The organism is Pseudomonas sp. FW300-N2F2, from assembly GCF_017351655.1.
In the GTDB taxonomy this organism is placed as follows: Bacteria; Pseudomonadota; Gammaproteobacteria; order Pseudomonadales; family Pseudomonadaceae; genus Aquipseudomonas; species Aquipseudomonas fluorescens_AA.
The window spans coordinates 60,672-82,527 of the sequence record NZ_JACNDQ010000003.1 but is presented as its reverse complement, the minus strand read 5'-3'; the positions used below and the strand labels follow the sequence as shown (position 1 = coordinate 82,527).

The window sequence follows — 21,856 nt, the reverse complement described above, 5'->3', positions numbered from 1 at the left end:
AATCAGCTCCCCTGCAACGGTTTGGCGTCCTGGAAGAAATAATCTTCCCACGACGCCGGCTTGTTCTTGATGGCGCCGACGCGGTAGAGGAATTCCGCCAGCGGGTAGGTGTTTTTCGGGGTGACGGTGAATTCGATCTGCGGGTTGTCGATGATTTTCAACAAGGTCGCCCGGTCGATCTTGGCCTTGGTCACCCGCAGGTAGGTGTCCGCCGCCGCACCTTTGTCCTTCTGGGCGAACTCGGCCGCTTCGGTCAGTGCTTCGACGAATGCCTTGTAGGTCTTCGGGTTTTCATCGCGGAATTTCTCGGTGGCGAACAGCACCGTGGGTGAGTTTGGCCCGAGCACGTCATAGGAGTTGAGCACCACATGGACGTTGGGGTTTTGCAGGGCCTGGTCCTGGAACGGCGGGTTGGAAAAATGCCCGGTCAACTCGGTGCCGCCGGCAATCAACGCCGCCGTAGCGTCCGGGTGCGGGACGGCCAAGGTGTACTTGTCGAGGCGATTGAAGTCCTTGTCGCCCCACTGTTTGGCGGCGGCGTATTGCAGGAAACGCGACTGCACCGAAACACCCACCGCGGGCACCGCGATGCGGTCCTTCTCGGTGAAGTCGGCAATGGTCTTGACGTTGGGGTTATTGCTCAACAGGTAATAGGGAAAGTTGCCCAACGAGGCCACGGCCTTGACGTTCTGCTTGCCACGGGTGCGGTCCCAGACGGTCAGCAACGGCCCGACGCCGGCTCCGGCAATGTCGATGGAACCCGACAGCAATGCATCGTTGACCGCCGCCCCGCCGGACAGTTGGGTCCAATCGACCTTGATGTCGATGCCCTCTTCCTTGCCGTGCTTCTCGATCAATTGCTGGTCGCGGACCACGTTCAGCAACAGGTAAACGATGCCGAACTGCTCGGCGATCCGAATCTCGCCCTCGGCGTGGGCGCTGGCCGGCGCAACCAGGCTGCCGGCCAGCAAACTGAAGCCCAGGCCGATGGCGGCGGCCAGCGGAGCAAAAGCAATGCGTTTGGACATGGTGATTCTCCGGGCTCTTTGCGCGAGGCGCAGCCGATCAGAAAGGGGCGTCGCCCTGGATGGTGGTGCGATACAGCTTGCGGCGCAGATGGCTCGGGCAACCGGCGGCCAGGTGGATCAGCGAGCGGTTGTCCCAGAACACCAAGTCATGGGGCTGCCATTGATGGCGATAGATGTTTTGAGGCAACACGCTGTGGGCATACAGCTCCGTCAGGATGGCTTTGCTTTCATCCTCCGGCAGGCCGACGATGCGGGTGGTGAACCCCTCGCTGACGAACAATGCCTTGCGCCCGGTTTCCGGGTGGGTGCGGACGATGGGGTGCACGACTTCGGCCACCTGGGCCAGTTGCTCCGGCGTCAACGTCGGGCGCCAGTTGCCTTCGAATTTGGTTTCGCTGTAGCGCGCGGTGTAGGAATGCGCCGCCGAACGGCCCTCGACCGCTTTACGCAGCGTTTCGGGCAAACCGTCCCAGGCCTTGTGCATGTCGGCAAACAGCGTGTCGCCGCCTTCGCTTGGCAGTTCCTGGGCGTGGAGCATCGAGCCGAGGCTGGGCAGTTCCTTATAGGAAAGGTCCGAATGCCAGAACTTGCCTGCATCGCCCAGGCCGATGGATTGGCCGTTTTCGATGATGTTGGAAACGATGAGGATTTCCGGATGCCCGGTCAGCAGGAACTGCTTGAGCACATGGATTTGCAGCACGCCAAAACGGCGGCTGAAGGCGATGTGCTGTTCGGGGGTGATGCGCTGGTCGCGGAACACCACGACGTGATAGTCCAGGTGTGCGCGATGGATGCGGGCGAAATCCTGGTCGTTGATGGGCAGGGACAGGTCCAGCCCAACGATCTCGGCGCCGACGGCATCGCGAAACGGGAAGATTGCGAACGACTGCGGCGCGATGGTCGCGGCATTTGAATCTGGAGAAAAAGAGACGGCTGGCATACATCACTCCCACGCACGGCGCGCTTCAATGGGCGCGCAATCGATCAAAACTCACGGGGTCACCGTGTTGGTTTGTGTCGTGCGGCGTGCCGATTGGTCGGCAGGTACGCAGGGGGATGACTTTAAGGGTATAAGAATTGAAATTTAAATACCGTTAATGAATAACGATATGGCGTTTAGCTCAGGTGGCAGAAACTGTGGGAGCGAGCTTGCTCGCGATGGCGGTGTGTCAGCGACAGATAGGTGTCTGACCTGGTGCCATCGCGAGCAAGCTCGCTCCCACAAGGGGGTTCGGCACCACAAAAGCTATCCAGCCACCGATTGGCGGCTGTGGAGGACACAGGCTTGAAAACTAGCGCTCGTGCAACGCCTCGGACCGGGCCTTGATGATCGGTTTGAGCAGGTAGCTGAGCACGGTTTTCTTGCCGGTGATGATGTCCACCGACGCCACCATCCCAGGGATGATCAGCAAGGGTTTTTCAGGCGTGCCCAGGTGGCTGCGTTCGGTGCGCAGCTTGATGATGTAGTAGGTGGTTTTCTTGTCTTCATCGGTGATGGTGTCGGCGCCGATCTGTTCCAGCTTGGCTTTCATCCCGCCGTAGATGGTGTAGTCGTACGCGGTGAATTTCACCGTGGCGTCCTGGCCGGGGTGCAGGAAGGCGATGTCCTGGGGACGGATTTTCGCTTCCACCAGAATGGTGTCGTCCAGCGGCACGATTTCCACCAGGTCGCTGCCGGGCTGGATCACGCCGCCGATGGTGTTCACCAGCAATTTATTGACAATGCCGCGCACCGGCGACGTCACCAGGGTCCGGCTCACCCGGTCTTCCAGGGCCTTGCCGGTGGCCTGGGCCTTGTTCAGGTCGGTGCGGGCTTCGTTGAGCTGGGTCAGGGCTTCGCTGCGGAACTTGCCGCGGGTCTCGTCGATCTTGCGCTGCACTTCCTTGATCGCCGATTCGGCGCGGGGGATCGCCAGCGTCGTGGCGTCCAGTTGTCCACGGGTCTCGACTTCGGCGCGCTTGAGCCGCAGCACTTCTACCGGCGACACCGCGCCCTGGGCCACCAGCGGCTCGGACATGTTGATTTCCTGGCGTTGCAGCGCCAGGCCGGAGCGGTACTGCGCCTGCTTGGACACGAACTCGCGCAGTTCCTGCTGGCGCTGGATCAACTGCTCCTGCAAGCCGCCGATTTCATCGTGCAGCTGCTGGCGGCGACTGATGTACAGCGACTCTTCGCTGGCCGCCTGGCCCGGCACCGCCTTGAGTACATCGGCCGGGAAATTCAGCGGCCGGTCATCGACCTCGGCGCTCAGGCGCTCGACCCGCAACAACATGGACAGCCGATCAGCCTCGGTTTCGCCGACGTTGGAGACAAACCGCGTATCGTCCAGGCGAATCAACGACGCGCCGACGTCGACGATCTGCCCTTCCTTGACGAACAGCTCAGCGACGATGCCGCCTTCCAGGTTCTGGATTTTCTGGATCTTGGACGATGGGATCGCCTTGCCGTCGCCCTTGGTCACTTCGTCGATCTCGGCGAAGTTGGCCCAAAGCATCAGGAATACAAAGAAGCCGATGATGCCCCAGATCGTCAAACGCACCACCCGGGGAGCGTCCTCGATCAGGGCTTTGTTGACCTCGGGCAGCGGTTGGCCGTGCAGCGAGTCGGAACCTTTGAAATAGCGGCCCACCCCGCCCTTTAAACCTGGCTTAAGCAACACTGATCTGCCCCTTCTTCAGCGCTTCCATGACAGCCGCTTTCGGGCCATCGGCGAGGATCTGTCCACGGTCGATCACCAGCAGGCGATCCACCAGCGACAGCAAGGATGCCCGGTGCGTCACCAACAGCACGGTCTTGTTTTCCACCACGGCGGCCAGGCGCTGCTTCAAGCGTTCTTCACCGGTGTTGTCCATGGCGCTGGTGGGTTCGTCCAGCAGCAGGATGGGCGGGTTGAGCAACAGCGCCCGGGCCAGGGCGACGTTCTGGCGCTGGCCGCCGGACAGGTTCTGCCCGCGCTCGCCGACTTGCAGCTCATAGCCTTGCGGATGCAGGCGGGCGAATTCATGCACGCCCGCCAGCTCAGCGGCCTGGAGCACCAGTTCGTCTTCGACGTAACGGGCGCCGGAGGTCAGGTTGTCCCGCAGGGTGCCGGCCAGCAGCTGGATGTCCTGGGGCACGTAGCCAATGTTGTAGCGCAGCTCGCTGACGTCGATCTGGCGGATGTCCACGCCGTCCACCAGCAAGGCACCGTCGTCAGGCTGATACAGGCCCACCAGCAATTTGGCGAGGGAGCTTTTGCCCGAACCGCTGCGACCGATGATGCCGATTTTCTCGCCGGGCTTGATCACCAGGTTGATGTTTTTCAGCGCGGCGTTCTGCTGGTTCGGGTAGGTGAAGTTCAACTGACGGCATTCAATGGCACCCTGCAACACCTTGCGGCTGAGCGGGCGCTCGTCGAAATTGCGCTCCTGGGGCAGCTCCATCATCTGGTCGACCGAGGTCATGGTCACCCGCGCCTGCTGATAGCGGGTCAACAGGCCCGACAGCGACGCCAGTGGGCTGAGGGCACGGCCGCTGAGCATGTAGCAGGCAACCAGCCCACCCATGCTCAGGTTGCCGGCGATGATCAGGTAAACGCCGAAGACGATCATGATCACCCCGGCCAATTGCTGGATCAGCAAGGTGATGTTCATCGCCAGCCCGGACAGCATCTTCACTCGCAGTTCGAGGCGACTGAGGGTGCCGATGGTCTGTTCCCACTGGTATTGACGCTCGCTCTCGGCGTTGTTGACTTTCACCGCGTCCAGGCCGGCCAAGGTCTCGATCAGACTGGACTGGCGCTCGGCGCCCAGGGCCATGGTGCGCTCCATGGTCGCCACCAGGGGCTTCTGCAACGCATAGCCGATCAGCAAGGCAATCGGGAACGCCAGCACCGGAATCCACACCAGGTGCCCGCCGATAATCGCGATGACCATGAAGATCAGCAGGGTGAACGGCAAGTCGATCAGGCTGGTGAGGGTCAGCGAAGCGAGGAAGTCCCGCAGGCTCTGGAACTCATGGATGTTCTGGGCAAAGCTGCCGACCCGCGCCGGGCGGTACTTCATGGACATGCCGACGATGCGTTCGAACAGCGTCGCCGAGATGATCAGGTCGGTTTTCTTGCCCGCCAGGTCCAGGCACAGGCTGCGCAGCATCTTGAGGATCAGGTCGAACACATAGGCGCCGGTGATACCGACAGCCAGCACCCACAGCGTCGACTCGGCCTGGTTCGGCACCACGCGGTCGTAGACGTTCATCACGAACAATGGCGCGGCCATGGCGATGATGTTGATCAGCAGGCTCGCGGCGATGGCATCGGCGTACAGCCAGCGGGACCGTTTGAGGGTGTCGCGAAACCATGAACGCGCCCGGGGAATGAGCGTGCCGTGGTTGACGTCAAATTTATGCTGCGGTTGGGCGAAGAACACCTTGCCGCTGTAGTCATCGGCCAGCAGTTCGCGGCTGACGGTCACCTCACCGCCGTCGCTTTCGCTGAGCAGCAGCCGCGCCTGGTCGTCACCGACCCAGCCCAGCAACACGGCGCTGCGGCCGTCTTTGAGCAGCAACAGCGCCGGCATGGCGATGGTCGGGATCTGCTCGAGCCTGCGTTGCAGCACCCGGCCTTGCAGACCGGCACGGGCCGCCGCGCGCGACAATAATTCGACGCTCAGCCGTTGCTTGGGCAGTGGCAGGCCAGTGGTGAGCATCGCTGCGCTGGCCGGCTTCTGATGCAGCATGCAGAGCGCCAGCAGACCGTCCAGCAGCGGGTCGTCGTGCAGCGTGCGCGGGTCATGAACTAGTTCGACTGGACTGACTTCTGATTCCACGCTCGGCACTCTGACTGATTAAAACGGGTGGTAGGACTCAATTCATCCCAGGCAATTGAACCTTGGGCTTCATGTCGTTCTGCACAACCGATGCCAACGGTGCGACCACCCCCTGGCTTTTCAACAGCTGGCCCATGGTTGCCTTGATCCGGTACTGGGTGAACAGCTGCACATTCTTGATTTCCGCCAGGCGACGGGAAGCGCTGAACAGTTCGTTTTCGCTGTCGAGCAAGTCGAGCAGGGTCCGCTCGCCGAGGCTGAACTGCTTCTGGTAGGCGGTGCGCACATTGGCGCTGCGATCCACGTATTGCTGGGCGACCGGCACCTGGGCGTTAGCATTGTTCAAGGCGTTCCAGGCCAGGCCCAACTCTTCGTTCAACTGGCGCAGCGCGTTGTTGCGGATGTCCAGGGCCTGGTTGGACAGGTACGACTTGGATTCCAGGTCGGCCTTGTTGCTGCCACCGGCATACAGGTTGAAACGCATGCGCAGCATGGCCTGCCACTCGTTGTTGTGGCCGTTCTGACCGTCCAGGTCATTGTCGGCCGTGCGACCCAGCTCAGCGTCGAAGCGTGGGTAGAAGCTCGATTTGGCGGCTTCGTACTGTTGCTCGGCGGCGGCGATGTCGGCTTCGGCCGAACGCAGCACCGGGCTGTTTTCCAGCATCTGGGCGCGGGCTTCGGTCAGGTTGGCCGGCAACAGCGCCAGAAAGTCGGCGGGACGCTCCAGTTGATCGGGCATTTGGCCCACGGCGCTGAGGAAATTGGTCTCGGCGTCGGCCAGGTTGGTTTGTTCGGTGATCAGGTTGTTGCGGGCCTGGGCCATGCGCGCTTCGGCCTGGTCCAGGTCGGCGCCACTGCCCACGCCTCGGGAGGTGCGCAGCTTGATCTGGTCGAAGATGCGTTCATGACTCTTGAGGTTTTCCTCGGCCAGGCGCACGAACTCACGACGGGTCAGCACATCCAGGTAGACCTGGGCCACCGTCAAACCGGTGCGCTCGGAGGCATCCAGCAACGAGTAGGCACGGGCATTGACGGTGGCTTGTTGACGCCCCACTTCGCTGGACGTGGCAAAACCGTCAAAAACCATTTGTGACAGGCGCAGGCTCGATTCACTGCGGTTCAGGGTTTCCCAATGGTTGTTGCTGCCCGACCGAGTGGTGACGCTGTCGGTGCCTTCACGGCCATACCCGGCTGCAAGGTCCACTCTAGGCAGGTAGCCGCCCTTGGCCGCCTTGAGTTGGTAGTCAGCCGCCAACCGGCTGTTCACTCCGGCCTGGATTTCCGGATGGACATCCAAGGCCTGTTGCATGGCTTGCGGCAAGGTTTGTGCTTGTACGAAATTTGCGGCGAGGGCGAAGGGTAAAGCCATGAACAAGTGCGGACGCATGGTGGTTTTTTCCTGAAACTCTTGTCTTGAATCACAGCGAAACGTGGCGCTGCATCGGATGATGGCAACCGGAATGACCGTATGTCGGAAAGTTCGAAACAAGAACTGGATCAAGCACCGAAAGGACAGGTCGCCGCTTAAATATCAATGTGACATTACTGAAGCGATTGTTTAGGATGGCCGACATAAGGTCAATAGTTTGGCATAAACAAATAAATCGGAATTAAGCAGCCAAATTTTTGACACAGTGAACCGTCAAAACAACCTTACTTAGTTAAAGAGAACGTCCAGACCGCCGAGGCCCAGAGGCCCCCGGGTCCATGGAAGTCTACTGAACGTGGCACCCGGAGAGTCTTCAATGAGCAGTGTTATTGCCGTCGTCAAAAGCATTGTTGGTCAGGTTTTCGTCGTATCCCCAGAGGGCATCCGGCGCGTACTCATTGAAGGTGATCGCCTGAACGTAGGCGACCAGTTGGACACCGGCCCTGCCGGCGCCGTCACATTGGAACTGGCCGATGGCCGCACCCTGGACCTGGGTCGCGATACCCAGTGGAGCGCCAGTGCCCCGGACTCGTCCATCGACCTGGCCCAAGCCACTGCCCAGGCCGCGCCGTCGGTAGAAGAGCTGCAACAAGCCATCGCCGCGGGCGCCGACCCGACCACTGCCCTTGAAGCCACGGCCGCCGGTGCCACTGCCGCCGGTACGGGTGGTGCCGCCGGTGGCGGTCACAGCTTTGTGGTGCTGGATGCCACCGCCGGCAGCGTCGACCCTACCGTCGGTTTCCCCACGGAAGGTCTCGCTGCGGCTGCCGCCACCGATAACAACATCCTGGGTGGCGATACCACGGATACGACCGCCAACGCCGTGCTCAATGCGACGATGACCCTGAGCGCCACACCGACCCTGACCGAAGCCGGCGGCGTGCTGGTGTACACCGCGACAGTCACCCAGGCGCCTCAGACCGCGCTGACCGTGACCCTGTCCAACGGCTCGGTGATCGTCATTCCTGCCGGACAAACGACCGGCAGCGTCAACGTACCGCTGGCGCCGAACGACACCGTCTATAACGACGCCACCCAAATCAGCGTGACCGTCACTGGCACCACCGGCGGCACCGGCATCGCCGTGACCGTGCCCACCACGCCAGCCGTGACCCAGATCACCGATACCGTCGACACCACCACCGTCAGCTTGACGGCAGGTAATACCGTCAACGAAGGCGGTCAGATCACCTACACCGCGACCCTGACCAATCCGGCCCAGACGCCAGTGACCGTGACCTTGAGCAATGGCTCGGTCATCACCATTGCCGCCGGCCAGACTAGCGGCACAGTGGCCGTGGATACCCCGGCCAACGACGTCTACAACAACGGCAGCACTGTCAGCACCACCATCACCGGTGCAACAGGTGGCAACTTCGAGAATCTGGTGCCAAGCACCGTACCAGCGGTGACTACGATTACCGATTCGGTGGACACCACTGGCCTGACCCTGTCCGCCAGCAACACCATCACTGAAGGCGGTCAGATCACCTATACCGCGACCCTGACCAACCCAGCCCAGACGCCAGTGACCGTGACCTTGAGCAATGGCTCGGTCATCACCATCGCTGCTGGCCAGACGACCGGCACCGTTAACGTCGAGACGCCAGCCAATGACGTCTATAACAACGGCAGCACTGTCAGCACCACGATTACTGGCGCGACCGGCGGTAACTTCGAGAACCTGGTTCCAAGCACTGCGCCTGCGGTCACCACGATCACCGATTCGGCGGATACCACTGGCCTGACCTTGACGGCCAGCAACACCATCACCGAAGGCGGTTCGATTGTTTACACCGCGACGTTGACCAACCCGGCCCAGACTCCGGTGACCGTGACCTTGAGCAACGGCTCGGTGATCAACATCGCAGCCGGTGCTACCACTGGCACCGTTGCCGTAGAGACCCCGGCCAACGACGTCTACAACAACGGCAGCACTGTCAGCACCACCATCACCGGTGCGACCGGTGGCAACTTCGAGAACCTGGTACCGAGCACCGCACCAGCGGTGACTACGATTACCGATTCGGTGGACACCACTGGCCTGACCCTGTCCGCCAGCAACACCATCACTGAAGGCGGTTCGGTCACCTACACCGCAACCCTGACCAATGCCGCTCAAACCCCAGTGACAGTGACCTTGAGCAATGGCTCGGTCATCACCATCGCTGCGGGCCAGACCACCGGCACCGTCAACGTCGAGACGCCAGCCAACGACGTCTACAACAACGGCAGCACTGTCAGCACCACGATTACTGGCGCGACCGGTGGCAACTTCGAGAACCTGGTGCCGAGCACCACGCCTGCGGTTACCACCATTACCGACTCGGTCGATACCACTGGCCTGACCCTCTCGGCCAGCAACACCGTTACCGAAGGCGGTCAGATCACCTATACCGCGACCCTGACCAACCCAGCCCAGACGCCAGTGACCGTGGCCTTGAGCAATGGCTCGGTCATCACCATTGCCGCCGGCCAGACTACCGGCACAGTGGCTGTGGACACCCCGGCCAACGACGTCTACAACAACGGCAGCACTGTCAGCACCACGATTACTGGCGCGACCGGTGGCAACTTCGAGAGCCTGGTGCCGAGCACCACGCCTGCGGTTACCACCATTACCGATTCGGTCGATACCACTGGCCTGACCCTGTCCGCCAGCAACACCATCACCGAAGGCGGTTCGATCACCTACACCGCGACCCTGACCAATGCCGCTCAAACCCCAGTGACAGTGACCTTGAGCAATGGCTCGGTCATCACCATCGCTGCAGGCCAGACCACCGGCACCGTCAACGTCGAGACGCCAGCCAACGACGTCTACAACAACGGCAGCACTGTCAGCACCACGATTACTGGCGCGACCGGTGGCAACTTCGAGAGCCTGGTGCCGAGCACCACGCCTGCGGTTACCACCATTACCGATTCGGTCGATACCACTGGCCTGACCCTGACGGCCAGCAACACCATCACCGAAGGCGGCCAGATTACCTACACCGCCACCTTGACCAATGCCGCTCAAACCCCAGTGACCGTGACCTTGAGCAATGGCGCGGTGATCAACATCGCCGCCGGTGCTACTACCGGCACCGTTGCCGTGGACACCCCGGCCAACGACGTCTACAACAACGGCAGCACTGTCAGCACCACCATCACCGGTGCGACAGGTGGCAACTTTGAGAATCTGGTGCCGAGCACCGCGCCTGCGGTCACTACGATCACCGATTCGATAGACGCTACTACCGTGACGTTGACCTCTACGCCGACCGTAAACGAAAACGGCACCATCACCTACACCGCCACCCTGACCGGCGCCGACGGTAAACCCGTCACCGCGCAGAACGGTCCGGTCACTGTGACCTTGGACAGCGGCAAGACCATCACCATCGCCGCCGGCGCAAGCTCGGGCGTGTTGGACGTAGCGGTTGGCAATGACGTTTATCAAGGCCCGACCACCGTCACCGAGTCGATCAAAGATGCATCCGGTGGCAACCTCGAAGCCATCGCTCCAAACACCGCGCCTGTCAGCACCGTGGTCAGTGACGTCAACGACACCACCACCGTGACGCTGACCGCCACACCAACCGTGAATGAAAACGGCACCATCACCTACACCGCGACCCTGACCGGTGCCGATGGCAAACCGGTCACCGCGCAAAACGGTCCGGTCACCGTCACCCTCGACAGCGGCAAAACGATCACCATCGCAGCCGGCGCAAGCTCCGGCGTGCTCGATGTCGCTGTAGGTAACGATGTTTACCAAGGTCCAACGACAGTGACTGAGTCGATTGCTTCGGCATCCGGTGGCAACCTTGAGGCCATCGCTCCAAACACCGCGCCAGTCAGCACCATCGTCAGCGACGTCAATGACACCACCACCGTGACCTTGACTGCTACGCCGACCGTGAACGAAAACGGCACGATTACCTACACCGCCACCCTGACCGGTGCCGATGGCAAACCCGTCACCGCGCAAAATGGTCCAGTGACCGTCACGCTCGACAGCGGCAAAACGATTACCATCGCCGCCGGCGCAAGCTCGGGTGTGCTCGATGTCGCTGTGGGTAACGACGTCTACCAAGGCCCGACGACGGTAACTGAATCGATTGCTTCCGCATCTGGCGGCAACCTCGAAGCCATTGCACCAAACACCGCGCCAGTCAGCACCATCGTCAGTGACGTCAACGACACCACCACGGTGACATTGACTGCTACGCCGACCGTGAACGAAAACGGCACCATCACTTACACCGCCACCTTGACCGGTGCCGATGGCAAACCCGTCACCGCGCAAAATGGTCCTGTGACCGTCACGCTCGACAGCGGCAAGACCATCACCATCGCAGCCGGCGCAAGCTCCGGCGTGCTCGATGTCGCTGTGGGCAACGACGTCTACCAGGGCCCAACCACCGTCACCGAAAGCATCAGTACCGCCACGGGCGGTAACCTGGAAGCCATCGCACCGAACACCGCGCCAGTCAGCACCATCGTCAGCGACGTCAATGACACCACCACCGTGACCTTGACTGCTACGCCGACCGTGAACGAAAACGGCACCATCACTTACACCGCCACCCTGACCGGTGCCGACGGCAAACCCGTCACCGCGCAAAATGGTCCAGTGACCGTCACGCTCGACAGCGGCAAAACGATCACCATCGCTGCGGGCGCAAGCTCGGGCGTATTGGACGTAGCCGTCGGCAATGACGTGTACCAGGGCCCAACGACGGTGACTGAATCGATTGCCTCCGCATCGGGCGGCAACCTCGAAGCCATTGCACCGAACACCGCTCCAGTCAGCACCATCGTTAGCGATGTCAACGACACCACTACCGTGACGCTGACCGCTACGCCGACCGTGAACGAAAACGGCACGATTACCTACACCGCCACCCTGACCGGTGCCGATGGCAAACCCGTCACCGCGCAAAATGGTCCAGTGACCGTCACGCTCGACAGCGGCAAAACGATCACCATCGCAGCCGGCGCAAGCTCCGGCGTGCTCGATGTCGCTGTGGGTAACGATGTTTACCAAGGTCCAACGACGGTTACTGAGTCGATTGCTTCCGCCTCCGGTGGCAACCTGGAAGCCATTGCACCGAACACCGCTCCAGTCAGCACCATCGTTAGCGATGTCAACGACACCACTACCGTGACGCTGACCGCTACGCCGACCGTGAACGAAAACGGCACGATTACCTACACCGCCACCCTGACCGGTGCCGATGGCAAACCCGTCACCGCGCAAAATGGTCCAGTGACCGTCACCCTCGACAGCGGCAAAACGATCACCATCGCAGCCGGCGCAAGCTCCGGCGTGCTCGATGTCGCTGTGGGTAACGATGTTTACCAAGGTCCAACGACGGTTACTGAGTCGATTGCTTCCGCCTCCGGTGGCAACCTGGAAGCCATTGCACCGAACACCGCGCCTGTCAGCACCGTGGTCAGCGACGTCAATGACACCACTACCGTGACGTTGACTGCTACGCCGACCGTGAACGAAAACGGCACCATCACTTACACCGCAACCCTGACCGGTGCTGACGGTAAACCGGTCACCGCACAAAACGGTCCGGTCACTGTGACCTTGGAAAGCGGCAAAACCATCACCATCGCCGCGGGCGCAAGCTCGGGCGTATTGGATGTGGCGGTAGGCAACGACGTCTACCAAGGCCCAACCACGGTAACTGAATCGATTGCCTCGGCATCGGGCGGCAACCTCGAAGCCATTGCACCGAACACGACTCCAGTCAGCACCATCGTCAGCGACGTCAACGACACCACTACCGTGACATTGACCGCTACGCCGACCGTGAACGAAAACGGCACCATCACTTACACCGCAACCCTGACCGGTGCTGACGGTAAACCGGTCACCGCGCAAAACGGTCCGGTCACCGTCACCCTCGACAGCGGCAAGACCATCACCATCGCCGCCGGCGCAAGCTCGGGCGTGCTCGATGTCGCTGTAGGCAACGATGTTTACCAAGGTCCAACGACGGTGACTGAGTCGATTGCTTCCGCCTCCGGTGGCAATCTGGAAGCCATCGCACCGAACACGGCTCCAGTCAGCACCATCGTTAGCGATGTCAACGACACCACCACGGTGACCTTGACCGCCACACCAACCGTGAATGAAAACGGCACCATCACCTACACCGCCACCCTGACCGGTGCTGACGGTAAACCGGTCACCGCGCAAAACGGTCCGGTCACCGTCACCCTCGACAGCGGCAAAACGATTACCATCGCCGCCGGCGCAAGCTCGGGTGTGCTCGATGTCGCTGTGGGTAACGACGTCTACCAAGGCCCGACGACGGTAACTGAATCGATTGCTTCCGCCTCCGGTGGCAACCTCGAAGCCATCGCGCCAAACACCGCGCCTGTCAGCACTGTGGTCAGCGACGTCAACGACACCACCACGGTGACCTTGACCGCCACACCAACCGTAAACGAAAACGGCACCATCACTTACACCGCCACGCTGACCGGTGCCGATGGCAAGCCCGTCACCGCGCAGAACGGTCCGGTCACCGTGACGTTGGAAAGCGGTAAAACGATCACCATCGCCGCAGGTGCCAGCTCGGGCGTGTTGGACGTAGCAGTTGGCAATGACGTTTACCAAGGTCCAACGACGGTTACTGAATCGATTGCCTCGGCATCCGGCGGCAACCTCGAAGCCATCGCGCCAAACACCGCTCCAGTCAGCACCATCGTCAGCGATGTCAATGACACCACCACGGTAACGTTGACCGCCACACCAACCGTGAACGAAAACGGCACCATCACTTACACCGCCACCCTGACCGGTGCCGACGGCAAGCCCGTCACCGCGCAAAACGGTCCGGTCACTGTGACCTTGGAAAGCGGCAAAACCATCACCATCGCTGCGGGCGCAAGCTCGGGCGTCTTGGATGTGGCTGTCGGCAATGATGTTTATCAAGGCCCGACCACCGTCACCGAGTCGATCAAAGATGCATCCGGTGGCAACCTCGAAGCCATCGCGCCGAACACCGCTCCAGTCAACACCGTGGTCAGCGATGTCAACGACACCACCACCGTGACGTTGACCGCTACGCCGACCGTGAACGAAAACGGCACCATCACTTACACCGCCACCCTGACCGGTGCTGACGGTAAACCTGTCACCGCGCAAAACGGCCCGGTCACCGTCACCCTCGACAGTGGCAAAACCATCACCATCGCCGCGGGCGCAAGCTCGGGCGTATTGGACGTGGCCGTCGGCAACGACGTGTACCAAGGCCCAACGACAGTGACTGAGTCGATTGCTTCCGCCTCCGGTGGCAACCTGGAAGCCATCGCACCGAACACCGCGCCTGTCAGCACCATCGTTAGCGACGTCAACGACACCACTACCGTGACCTTGAACGCTACGCCGACCGTGAACGAAAACGGCACGATTACCTACACCGCCACCCTGACCGGTGCCGACGGCAAACCGGTCACCGCGCAAAACGGTCCTGTGACCGTCACCCTCGACAGCGGCAAAACGATCACCATCGCTGCCGGTGCAAGTTCCGGCGTCTTGGACGTAGCGGTAGGCAACGACGTCTACCAAGGTCCAACGACGGTGACTGAATCGATTGCTTCGGCATCGGGCGGCAATCTGGAAGCCATTGCACCGAATACCGCTCCAGTCAGCACCGTGGTCAGCGATGTCAACGACACCACCACGGTGACCTTGACCGCGACACCAACCGTGAACGAAAACGGCACCATCACCTACACCGCCACCCTGACCGGTGCTGACGGTAAACCGGTCACTGCGCAGAACGGTCCTGTGACCGTGACGTTGGAAAGCGGCAAAACGATCACCATCGCCGCTGGCGCAAGCTCGGGTGTATTGGACGTAGCCGTCGGCAATGACGTGTACCAGGGCCCAACGACGGTGACTGAATCGATTGCCTCCGCCACGGGCGGCAACCTGGAAGCCATTGCACCGAACACCGCGCCTGTCAGCACCGTGGTCAGCGACGTTAACGACACCACCACCGTGACCTTGACCGCGACACCAACCGTGAACGAAAACGGCACGATCACCTACACCGCCACCCTGACCGGCGCCGACGGCAAACCCGTCACCGCGCAAAACGGCCCGGTCACCGTGACGTTGGAAAGCGGCAAGACCATCACCATCGCTGCTGGCGCAAGCTCAGGCGTGCTCGATGTCGCTGTGGGCAACGACGTGTACCAGGGCCCAACCACCGTGACCGAGTCGATTGCCTCCGCATCCGGCGGCAACCTCGAAGCTATTGCACCGAACACCGCGCCAGTCAGCACTGTGGTCAGCGACGTCAACGACACCACCACAGTGACCTTGACCGCCACACCAACCGTGAATGAAAACGGCACCATCACCTACACCGCCACCCTGACCGGTGCCGATGGCAAGCCCGTCACCGCGCAAAATGGTCCTGTGACCGTCACCCTCGACAGCGGCAAAACGATCACCATCGCCGCCGGCGCAAGCTCGGGCGTGTTGGACGTAGCGGTTGGCAACGACGTCTACCAAGGCCCGACTACCGTCACCGAAAGCATCAGTACCGCCACAGGCGGTAATCTGGAAGCAATTGCTCCAAACACCGCGCCAGTCAGCACTGTGGTCAGCGATGTCAATGACACCACCACGGTAACGTTGACCGCCACACCGACTGTGAATGAAAACGGCACCATCACTTACACCGCCACATTAACCGGTGCCGACGGTAAACCCGTCACCGCGCAGAACGGTCCGGTCACTGTGACCTTGGACAGCGGCAAGACCATCACCATCGCCGCCGGCGCAAGCTCGGGCGTGTTGGACGTAGCGGTTGGCAATGACGTTTATCAAGGCCCGACCACCGTCACCGAAAGCATCAGTACCGCCACGGGCGGTAACCTGGAAGCCATCGCGCCAAATACCGCGCCAGTCAGCACCATCGTCAGCGACGTCAATGACACCACCACGGTAACGCTGACCGCTACGCCGACCGTGAACGAAAACGGCACCATCACTTACACCGCCACATTGACCGGTGCCGATGGCAAACCCGTCACTGCGCAGAACGGTCCGGTCACCGTAACTTTGGAAAGCGGCAAGACCATTACCATCGCCGCCGGCGCAAGCTCGGGTGTGCTCGATGTCGCTGTGGGTAATGACGTCTACCAAGGCCCAACCACCGTCACCGAAAGCATCAGTACCGCCACAGGCGGTAATCTGGAAGCCATTGCTCCAAACACGGCTCCAGTCAGCACCATCGTCAGCGATGTCAACGACACCACCACGGTGACCTTGACCGCCACACCAACCGTGAATGAAAACGGCACCATCACCTACACCGCCACCTTGACCGGTGCCGATGGCAAACCGGTCACCGCGCAAAACGGTCCGGTCACCGTCACCCTCGACAGCGGCAAAACGATCATCATCGCCGCTGGCGCGAGTTCGGGCGTGCTCGATGTCGCTGTGGGCAACGATGTTTACCAAGGTCCAACGACGGTTACTGAGTCGATTGCCTCGGCATCCGGTGGCAACCTTGAGGCCATTGCACCGAACACTTCGCCAGTCAGCACTGTGGTCAGCGACGTCAACGACACCACCACGGTGACATTGACTGCTACGCCGACCGTGAACGAAAACGGCACCATCACTTACACCGCCACCCTGACCGGTGCCGACGGCAAACCCGTCACCGCGCAGAACGGTCCGGTCACCGTGACGTTGGAAAGCGGCAAGACCATCACCATCGCTGCTGGCGCGAGCTCGGGCGTGCTCGATGTCGCTGTGGGCAACGATGTTTACCAAGGTCCAACGACGGTGACTGAGTCGATTGCTTCCGCATCCGGCGGCAACCTCGAAGCCATCGCTCCGAACACCGCGCCTGTCAGCACCGTGGTGAGTGATGTCAACGACACCACCACCGTGACTTTGACCGCCACACCAACCGTGAATGAAAACGGCACCATCACCTACACCGCCACGCTGACCGGTGCCGATGGCAAGCCCGTCACCGCGCAAAATGGTCCAGTGACCGTCACGCTCGACAGCGGCAAGACCATTACCATCGCAGCGGGCGCAAGCTCGGGTGTGTTGGACGTAGCGGTAGGCAACGACGTCTACCAGGGCCCAACCACCGTCACCGAAAGCATCAGTACCGCCACGGGCGGTAACCTGGAAGCCATCGCGCCAAATACCGCGCCAGTCAGCACCGTGGTCAGCGACGTCAACGACACCACCACGGTAACGTTGACCGCCACACCAACCGTGAATGAAAACGGCACCATCACTTACACCGCCACCCTGACCGGTGCCGACGGCAAACCCGTCACCGCACAAAACGGTCCGGTCACCGTGACTTTGGAAAGCGGCAAAACGATCACCATCGCCGCCGGCGCAAGCTCGGGCGTATTGGACGTAGCCGTCGGCAACGACGTCTATCAAGGCCCGACCACCGTCACCGAGTCGATCAAAGGTGCATCCGGTGGCAATCTGGAAGCCATCGCGCCAAACACCGCGCCAGTCAGCACCATCGTTAGCGATGTCAACGACACCACCACCGTGACGTTGACCGCTACGCCGACCGTGAACGAAAACGGCACCATCACCTACACCGCCACGTTGACCGGCGCCGACGGCAAACCCGTCACCGCACAGAACGGTCCTGTGACGGTTACCTTGGACAGCGGTAAAACCATCACCATCGCCGCCGGCGCAAGCTCGGGCGTATTGGATGTGGCTGCTGGCAACGATGTCTACACCGGTGCTCCGTCCATCACCGAAACGATCAATTCGGCTTCCGGCGGCAACCTCGAAGCCATCGCTGTCGACAAGACCGGCGCGTCGACGGCGGTGGGCGATACCGTCGACAACACCACCGTCAGCATCAGCGGCAGCACGTCCGTCACCGAAGGCCAGACCGCGACGTACACCGTCAGCCTGACCAACCCGGCGCAGACGGAAGTGACCGTCAAGATCGTCTACAGCGGCACCGCCGCCGACGGCACGGACTTCACCGGTGTCTACACCGTGAAGATCCCGGCCAACGCCACCAGCGCTACCTTCAACGTGGCGACGCTGGACGACAAGATCACCGAAGGCACCGAAAACTTCGTGGTCAAGATCGACTCGGCCACCGGGGGCAATTTCGAACACCTGGGCGTCAGCGGCACCAACGGCAGCGTCAGCACCTCGATCATCGACAACGATGCGCCGCCGGTACTCGACCTGGACGCCAACAACTCCAGCGGCAAGACGGGTGCCGATTACCAGGTGACCTTCACCGAAGGCACCACTGGCCCGGGCGTGTCCATCGCCGACACCGACCTGAAGATCACCGACCCGGACAGCACCCTGCTGACCGGCGCCACCATCGTGCTGACCAACCGTCAGCCTGGCGATGCGCTGAACCTGGGCAACAGCGTCAACGGCATCAGCATCAACGCCAACAGCACCGACGGCAAGGTCGTGCTGACGCTGTCGGGCAATGCGACGCTGGCCGACTACATGCAGCAGATCAAGAACATCAGCTTCATCAACAACAGCGAAGATCCGAGCACCGTACCGCGCATCATCACCGTGACGGTGACCGACGGCAGTAACTACTCGAACACCGCGACCACTACCGTGAACGTGGTCGGGGTTAACGACGCGCCAGTAGCCACCGGTGGCGCGGTGACCGGTACCGAAGACACTTCGCTGGTGCTCGGCTGGTCGACGTTCGGTATCAGTGACGTGGACAGTGCCGCCGCCAGCCAGGGTGTGAAAATCACCGGGCTGCCGGGTGACGGCAAGCTGCAGTACCTGGACGGTGCAACCTGGAAGGACGTGGCCAACAACCAGACGTTCACCAAGGCCGACATCGACGTCGGCAAGCTGCGCTTCACCCCCGATGCCAACGAATCCGGCGCCAACGGCAACCCGACCGGCGTGGGCGATCAAAAGGCCGATTACGCGCAAATCAGCTTCCAACCAACCGACGGCCAGGCGCTGGGCAATACCAGCACCGTGAAGATCGATATCACGCCGGTCGCCGACGCACCGAGCCTCAACGTGGCTGGCAACAGCGTGACCTCCACCGGTCTGATCAAGGAAGTCTGGACCGGCCTGTCGGGCCTGGGCACTGATGGCAGCGGCGCGCCGTCCGGCACGCTCAAATCGGTGATCGATGCCGCCGGCACGCCAAACAGCAGCACCAACGTGACCAACGTACAGTCCGACAGCAACGTCAACCCGGGCACCGCGTCGAAAACCTCGGGCCTGATCTTCCTCGAAGCCGGCAAGACCTACACCTTCAGCGGCACGGGGGATGACAGCCTGCTGGTGACCATTGGCGGCAAGGATGTGGCGGGCATTACCTGGGGCGCAGGCGGCAAGCTGAACGGTTCGTTCACGCCGACCACCAGCGGCTACTACACCCTGGACATCTACCACCACAACCAGACCGGCCCGGGCAGCTACGACGTGAACCTGTCGGTCAACGGCAGCACACCCGTGGACCTGAGCAGTGCCGGCGTGCCGCTCTACACCGGCGTGACCGACCTGGCGAACGCTGGCGTGACCGTCTCCGACCTGCACGGCAGCAACGGCGAAGGCTACTACGACGGCTTCAAGCTCAACGAAGGCGCCGAAGGCACCAGCGTGCACCTGTCGAAGATCACCACCGCCCTGACCGACACCGACGGCTCCGAAAGCCTGAGCGTGAAGATCGGCGGCATTCCGGAAGGCAGCGTACTGAGCGACGGCGCGGGCCATACCGCGACCGTGGGCAGCAACGGCGAGGCCTCGGTCACCGGCTGGAACCTGGGCAGCCTGACCCTGACGCCACCGACCTACTACAACGGCCAGTTCAACCTGACCGTGACGTCGACCTCTACCGAAGCCCTCGGCGGTTCGGCGGTCAGTACGGCGCAGATCCCGGTCACCGTCTACCCGGCGACCTACAACGCGGTCACCGCCACGTCTGGCAGCGACAACGTCACCGGCACCGACGGCAACGACATCGTGGTCGCCGACATCGGCGGGCTGACCGTGGTGCCGGGGGTCAACTACAACATCGCCTTCATGGTCGACAGCTCTGGCAGCATGAGCGACTCGTCCATCGCAGCGGCCAAGGCCTCGCTGACCTCGGTGTTCAACACCCTCAAGCAAAGCTTGGGCAGCAACTCCGGCACGGTGAACATCTTCCTGGCGGACTTCGACAGCCAGGTGAACAACACGGTCTCGGTCAACCTCAACAACCCGAACGCCTTGACCCTGCTCAAGGGCGTACTCGACTCGATGGTGTCCGGCGGCGGTACCAACTATGAAGACGTGTTCAAGACCACGGCGAACTTCTTCAAGAGCACCGACGCCCTGAACAATACCGGGGCGAAGAACCTGACGTATTTCATTACCGACGGCAAGCCGACTTACTACCAGACCGGCGAACAGACCAATCCGACGCTTTACGGCACCGTCAAGCTCGATGATGTCTTGAGCGCAGCCAATTACAGCGTCGGCAAGTATTACACCCAGACGATCGACAGCACGCACAAGTACACCATCTACGAAAACGGCGAGATGTACCTGTCGACCAAAAGCGGCAAGAAATGGACCGACAGTTATGTGGGCACGGTGCATGCCGAGGGCAATGGCACCTTTGAACTGTCGAACCAGGGCGGCACCGGCTATGGCGAATACTGGAACTATGTCGATTCAGCAGCGGGCTCGACCGACAGCTTCACGCTGCTCAAAGGCTTGAGCAGCGTGGAAGCCATTGGCCTGAACAGTGATGTGACCCTGAACGACCTCAAGCCTTACGATTCGGACTCGACACCACAGACCAACATCGACCCGAACAACCTGGCCAACTCGATCATCGGCCACACCGAAGCGACCCTGCCGGGCGCCGATACGGTCAACGGTGGCGACGGCAATGACATCCTGTTCGGCGACCTGGTGAGCTTCAACGGCGTTGCCGGCGAGGGCTACCAGGCCATCCAGGCGTTCGTCGCCCAGCAGAACGGCGTGGACGTCAGCAAGGTCACCACCAGCAACGTGCACCAGTACATCACCGAGCACTACACCGCGTTCGATGTGTCCGGTGCCCACGATGGCAACGACACCCTGCTGGGCGGCGCCGGCAACGACATCATTTTCGGCCAGGGCGGCAACGACACGCTCAACGGTGGCAAGGGCAATGACATCCTGCTGGGTGGCACGGGCAACGACACACTGATCGGCGGCCAGGGCAATGACACCCTGATCGGCGGCCTGGGGGGCGATACCTTTGTCTGGAAGTCCGGCGACACCGGCACCGACGTGATCAAGAACTTCAACGCCGGCGAAGGCGACCGGATCGACCTGCGGGATCTGTTGCAGGGCGAAACCGGCAGCACCATCGACCACTTCCTGAAGATCAGCACGGTCGATGGCGTGTCGTCGCTGCAGGTCAGTACCTCTGGCCAGTTCAATGGGGCCAACGGTGCCGCAGCGGCGCCGGACGTGACGATCAAGCTCGAAGGCAACAACTGGTCGAACGTGAACCTGAACTCGTTGATCGCCGGCAGTGACCCGACCATCAAGGTCGATCACAACAACAGCTGAACCTGACAC

At 61.5% G+C, this 21,856-nt stretch carries 6 protein-coding genes; 1 reads left to right on the top strand and 5 read right to left on the bottom strand.

The window, feature by feature from the left end; all coding sequences use genetic code 11:
• Positions 1 to 2: 2 nt before the first annotated feature.
• The 5 genes from J4E63_RS21235 to J4E63_RS21215 all read right to left on the bottom strand — a co-directional run bounded on the left by J4E63_RS21235 (position 3) and on the right by J4E63_RS21215 (position 7,221).
• Complete coding sequence (locus J4E63_RS21235; protein WP_060739739.1) at positions 3 to 1,028, bottom strand: ABC transporter substrate-binding protein; 1,026 nt, start codon at positions 1,026 to 1,028, stop codon at positions 3 to 5.
• 37 nt (positions 1,029 to 1,065) lie between these two features.
• A complete protein-coding gene (locus tag J4E63_RS21230; protein ID WP_207283275.1) occupies positions 1,066 to 1,968 on the bottom strand; it encodes a TauD/TfdA family dioxygenase in 903 nt (300 codons plus the stop codon).
• Positions 1,969 to 2,320: 352 nt separating this feature from the next.
• Complete coding sequence (locus J4E63_RS21225; RefSeq protein WP_060739741.1) at positions 2,321 to 3,688, bottom strand: HlyD family type I secretion periplasmic adaptor subunit; 1,368 nt, start codon at positions 3,686 to 3,688, stop codon at positions 2,321 to 2,323.
• Positions 3,678 to 5,834 (bottom strand): type I secretion system permease/ATPase, encoded by a 2,157-nt coding sequence (locus J4E63_RS21220; RefSeq protein WP_060743097.1) that lies wholly within the window; start codon positions 5,832 to 5,834, stop codon positions 3,678 to 3,680. The genes J4E63_RS21225 and J4E63_RS21220 overlap by 11 nt, the downstream gene beginning before the upstream one ends.
• Positions 5,835 to 5,871: 37 nt before the next feature.
• Positions 5,872 to 7,221, bottom strand: coding sequence for a TolC family outer membrane protein (locus J4E63_RS21215; RefSeq protein WP_192261992.1), 1,350 nt, complete (start codon positions 7,219 to 7,221; stop codon positions 5,872 to 5,874).
• Positions 7,222 to 7,579: 358 nt separating this feature from the next.
• Here J4E63_RS21215 and J4E63_RS21210 point away from each other — a divergent pair, with 358 nt between their 5' ends.
• The gene (locus tag J4E63_RS21210; protein ID WP_207283274.1) at positions 7,580 to 21,847 is read left to right on the top strand and encodes an immunoglobulin-like domain-containing protein; all 14,268 of its coding nucleotides are present in this window, start codon (positions 7,580 to 7,582) and stop codon (positions 21,845 to 21,847) included.
• The last annotated feature ends 9 nt before the right edge of the window (positions 21,848 to 21,856 follow it).

Coding starts and splice junctions, on each gene's coding strand:
- J4E63_RS21215 (WP_192261992.1), bottom strand. CDS start 7,221: ATGCGTCCGCACTTGTTCATGGCTTTACCCTTCGCCCTCGCCGCAAAT.
- J4E63_RS21230 (WP_207283275.1), bottom strand. CDS start 1,968: ATGCCAGCCGTCTCTTTTTCTCCAGATTCAAATGCCGCGACCATCGCG.
- J4E63_RS21235 (WP_060739739.1), bottom strand. CDS start 1,028: ATGTCCAAACGCATTGCTTTTGCTCCGCTGGCCGCCGCCATCGGCCTG.
- J4E63_RS21210 (WP_207283274.1), top strand. CDS start 7,580: ATGAGCAGTGTTATTGCCGTCGTCAAAAGCATTGTTGGTCAGGTTTTC.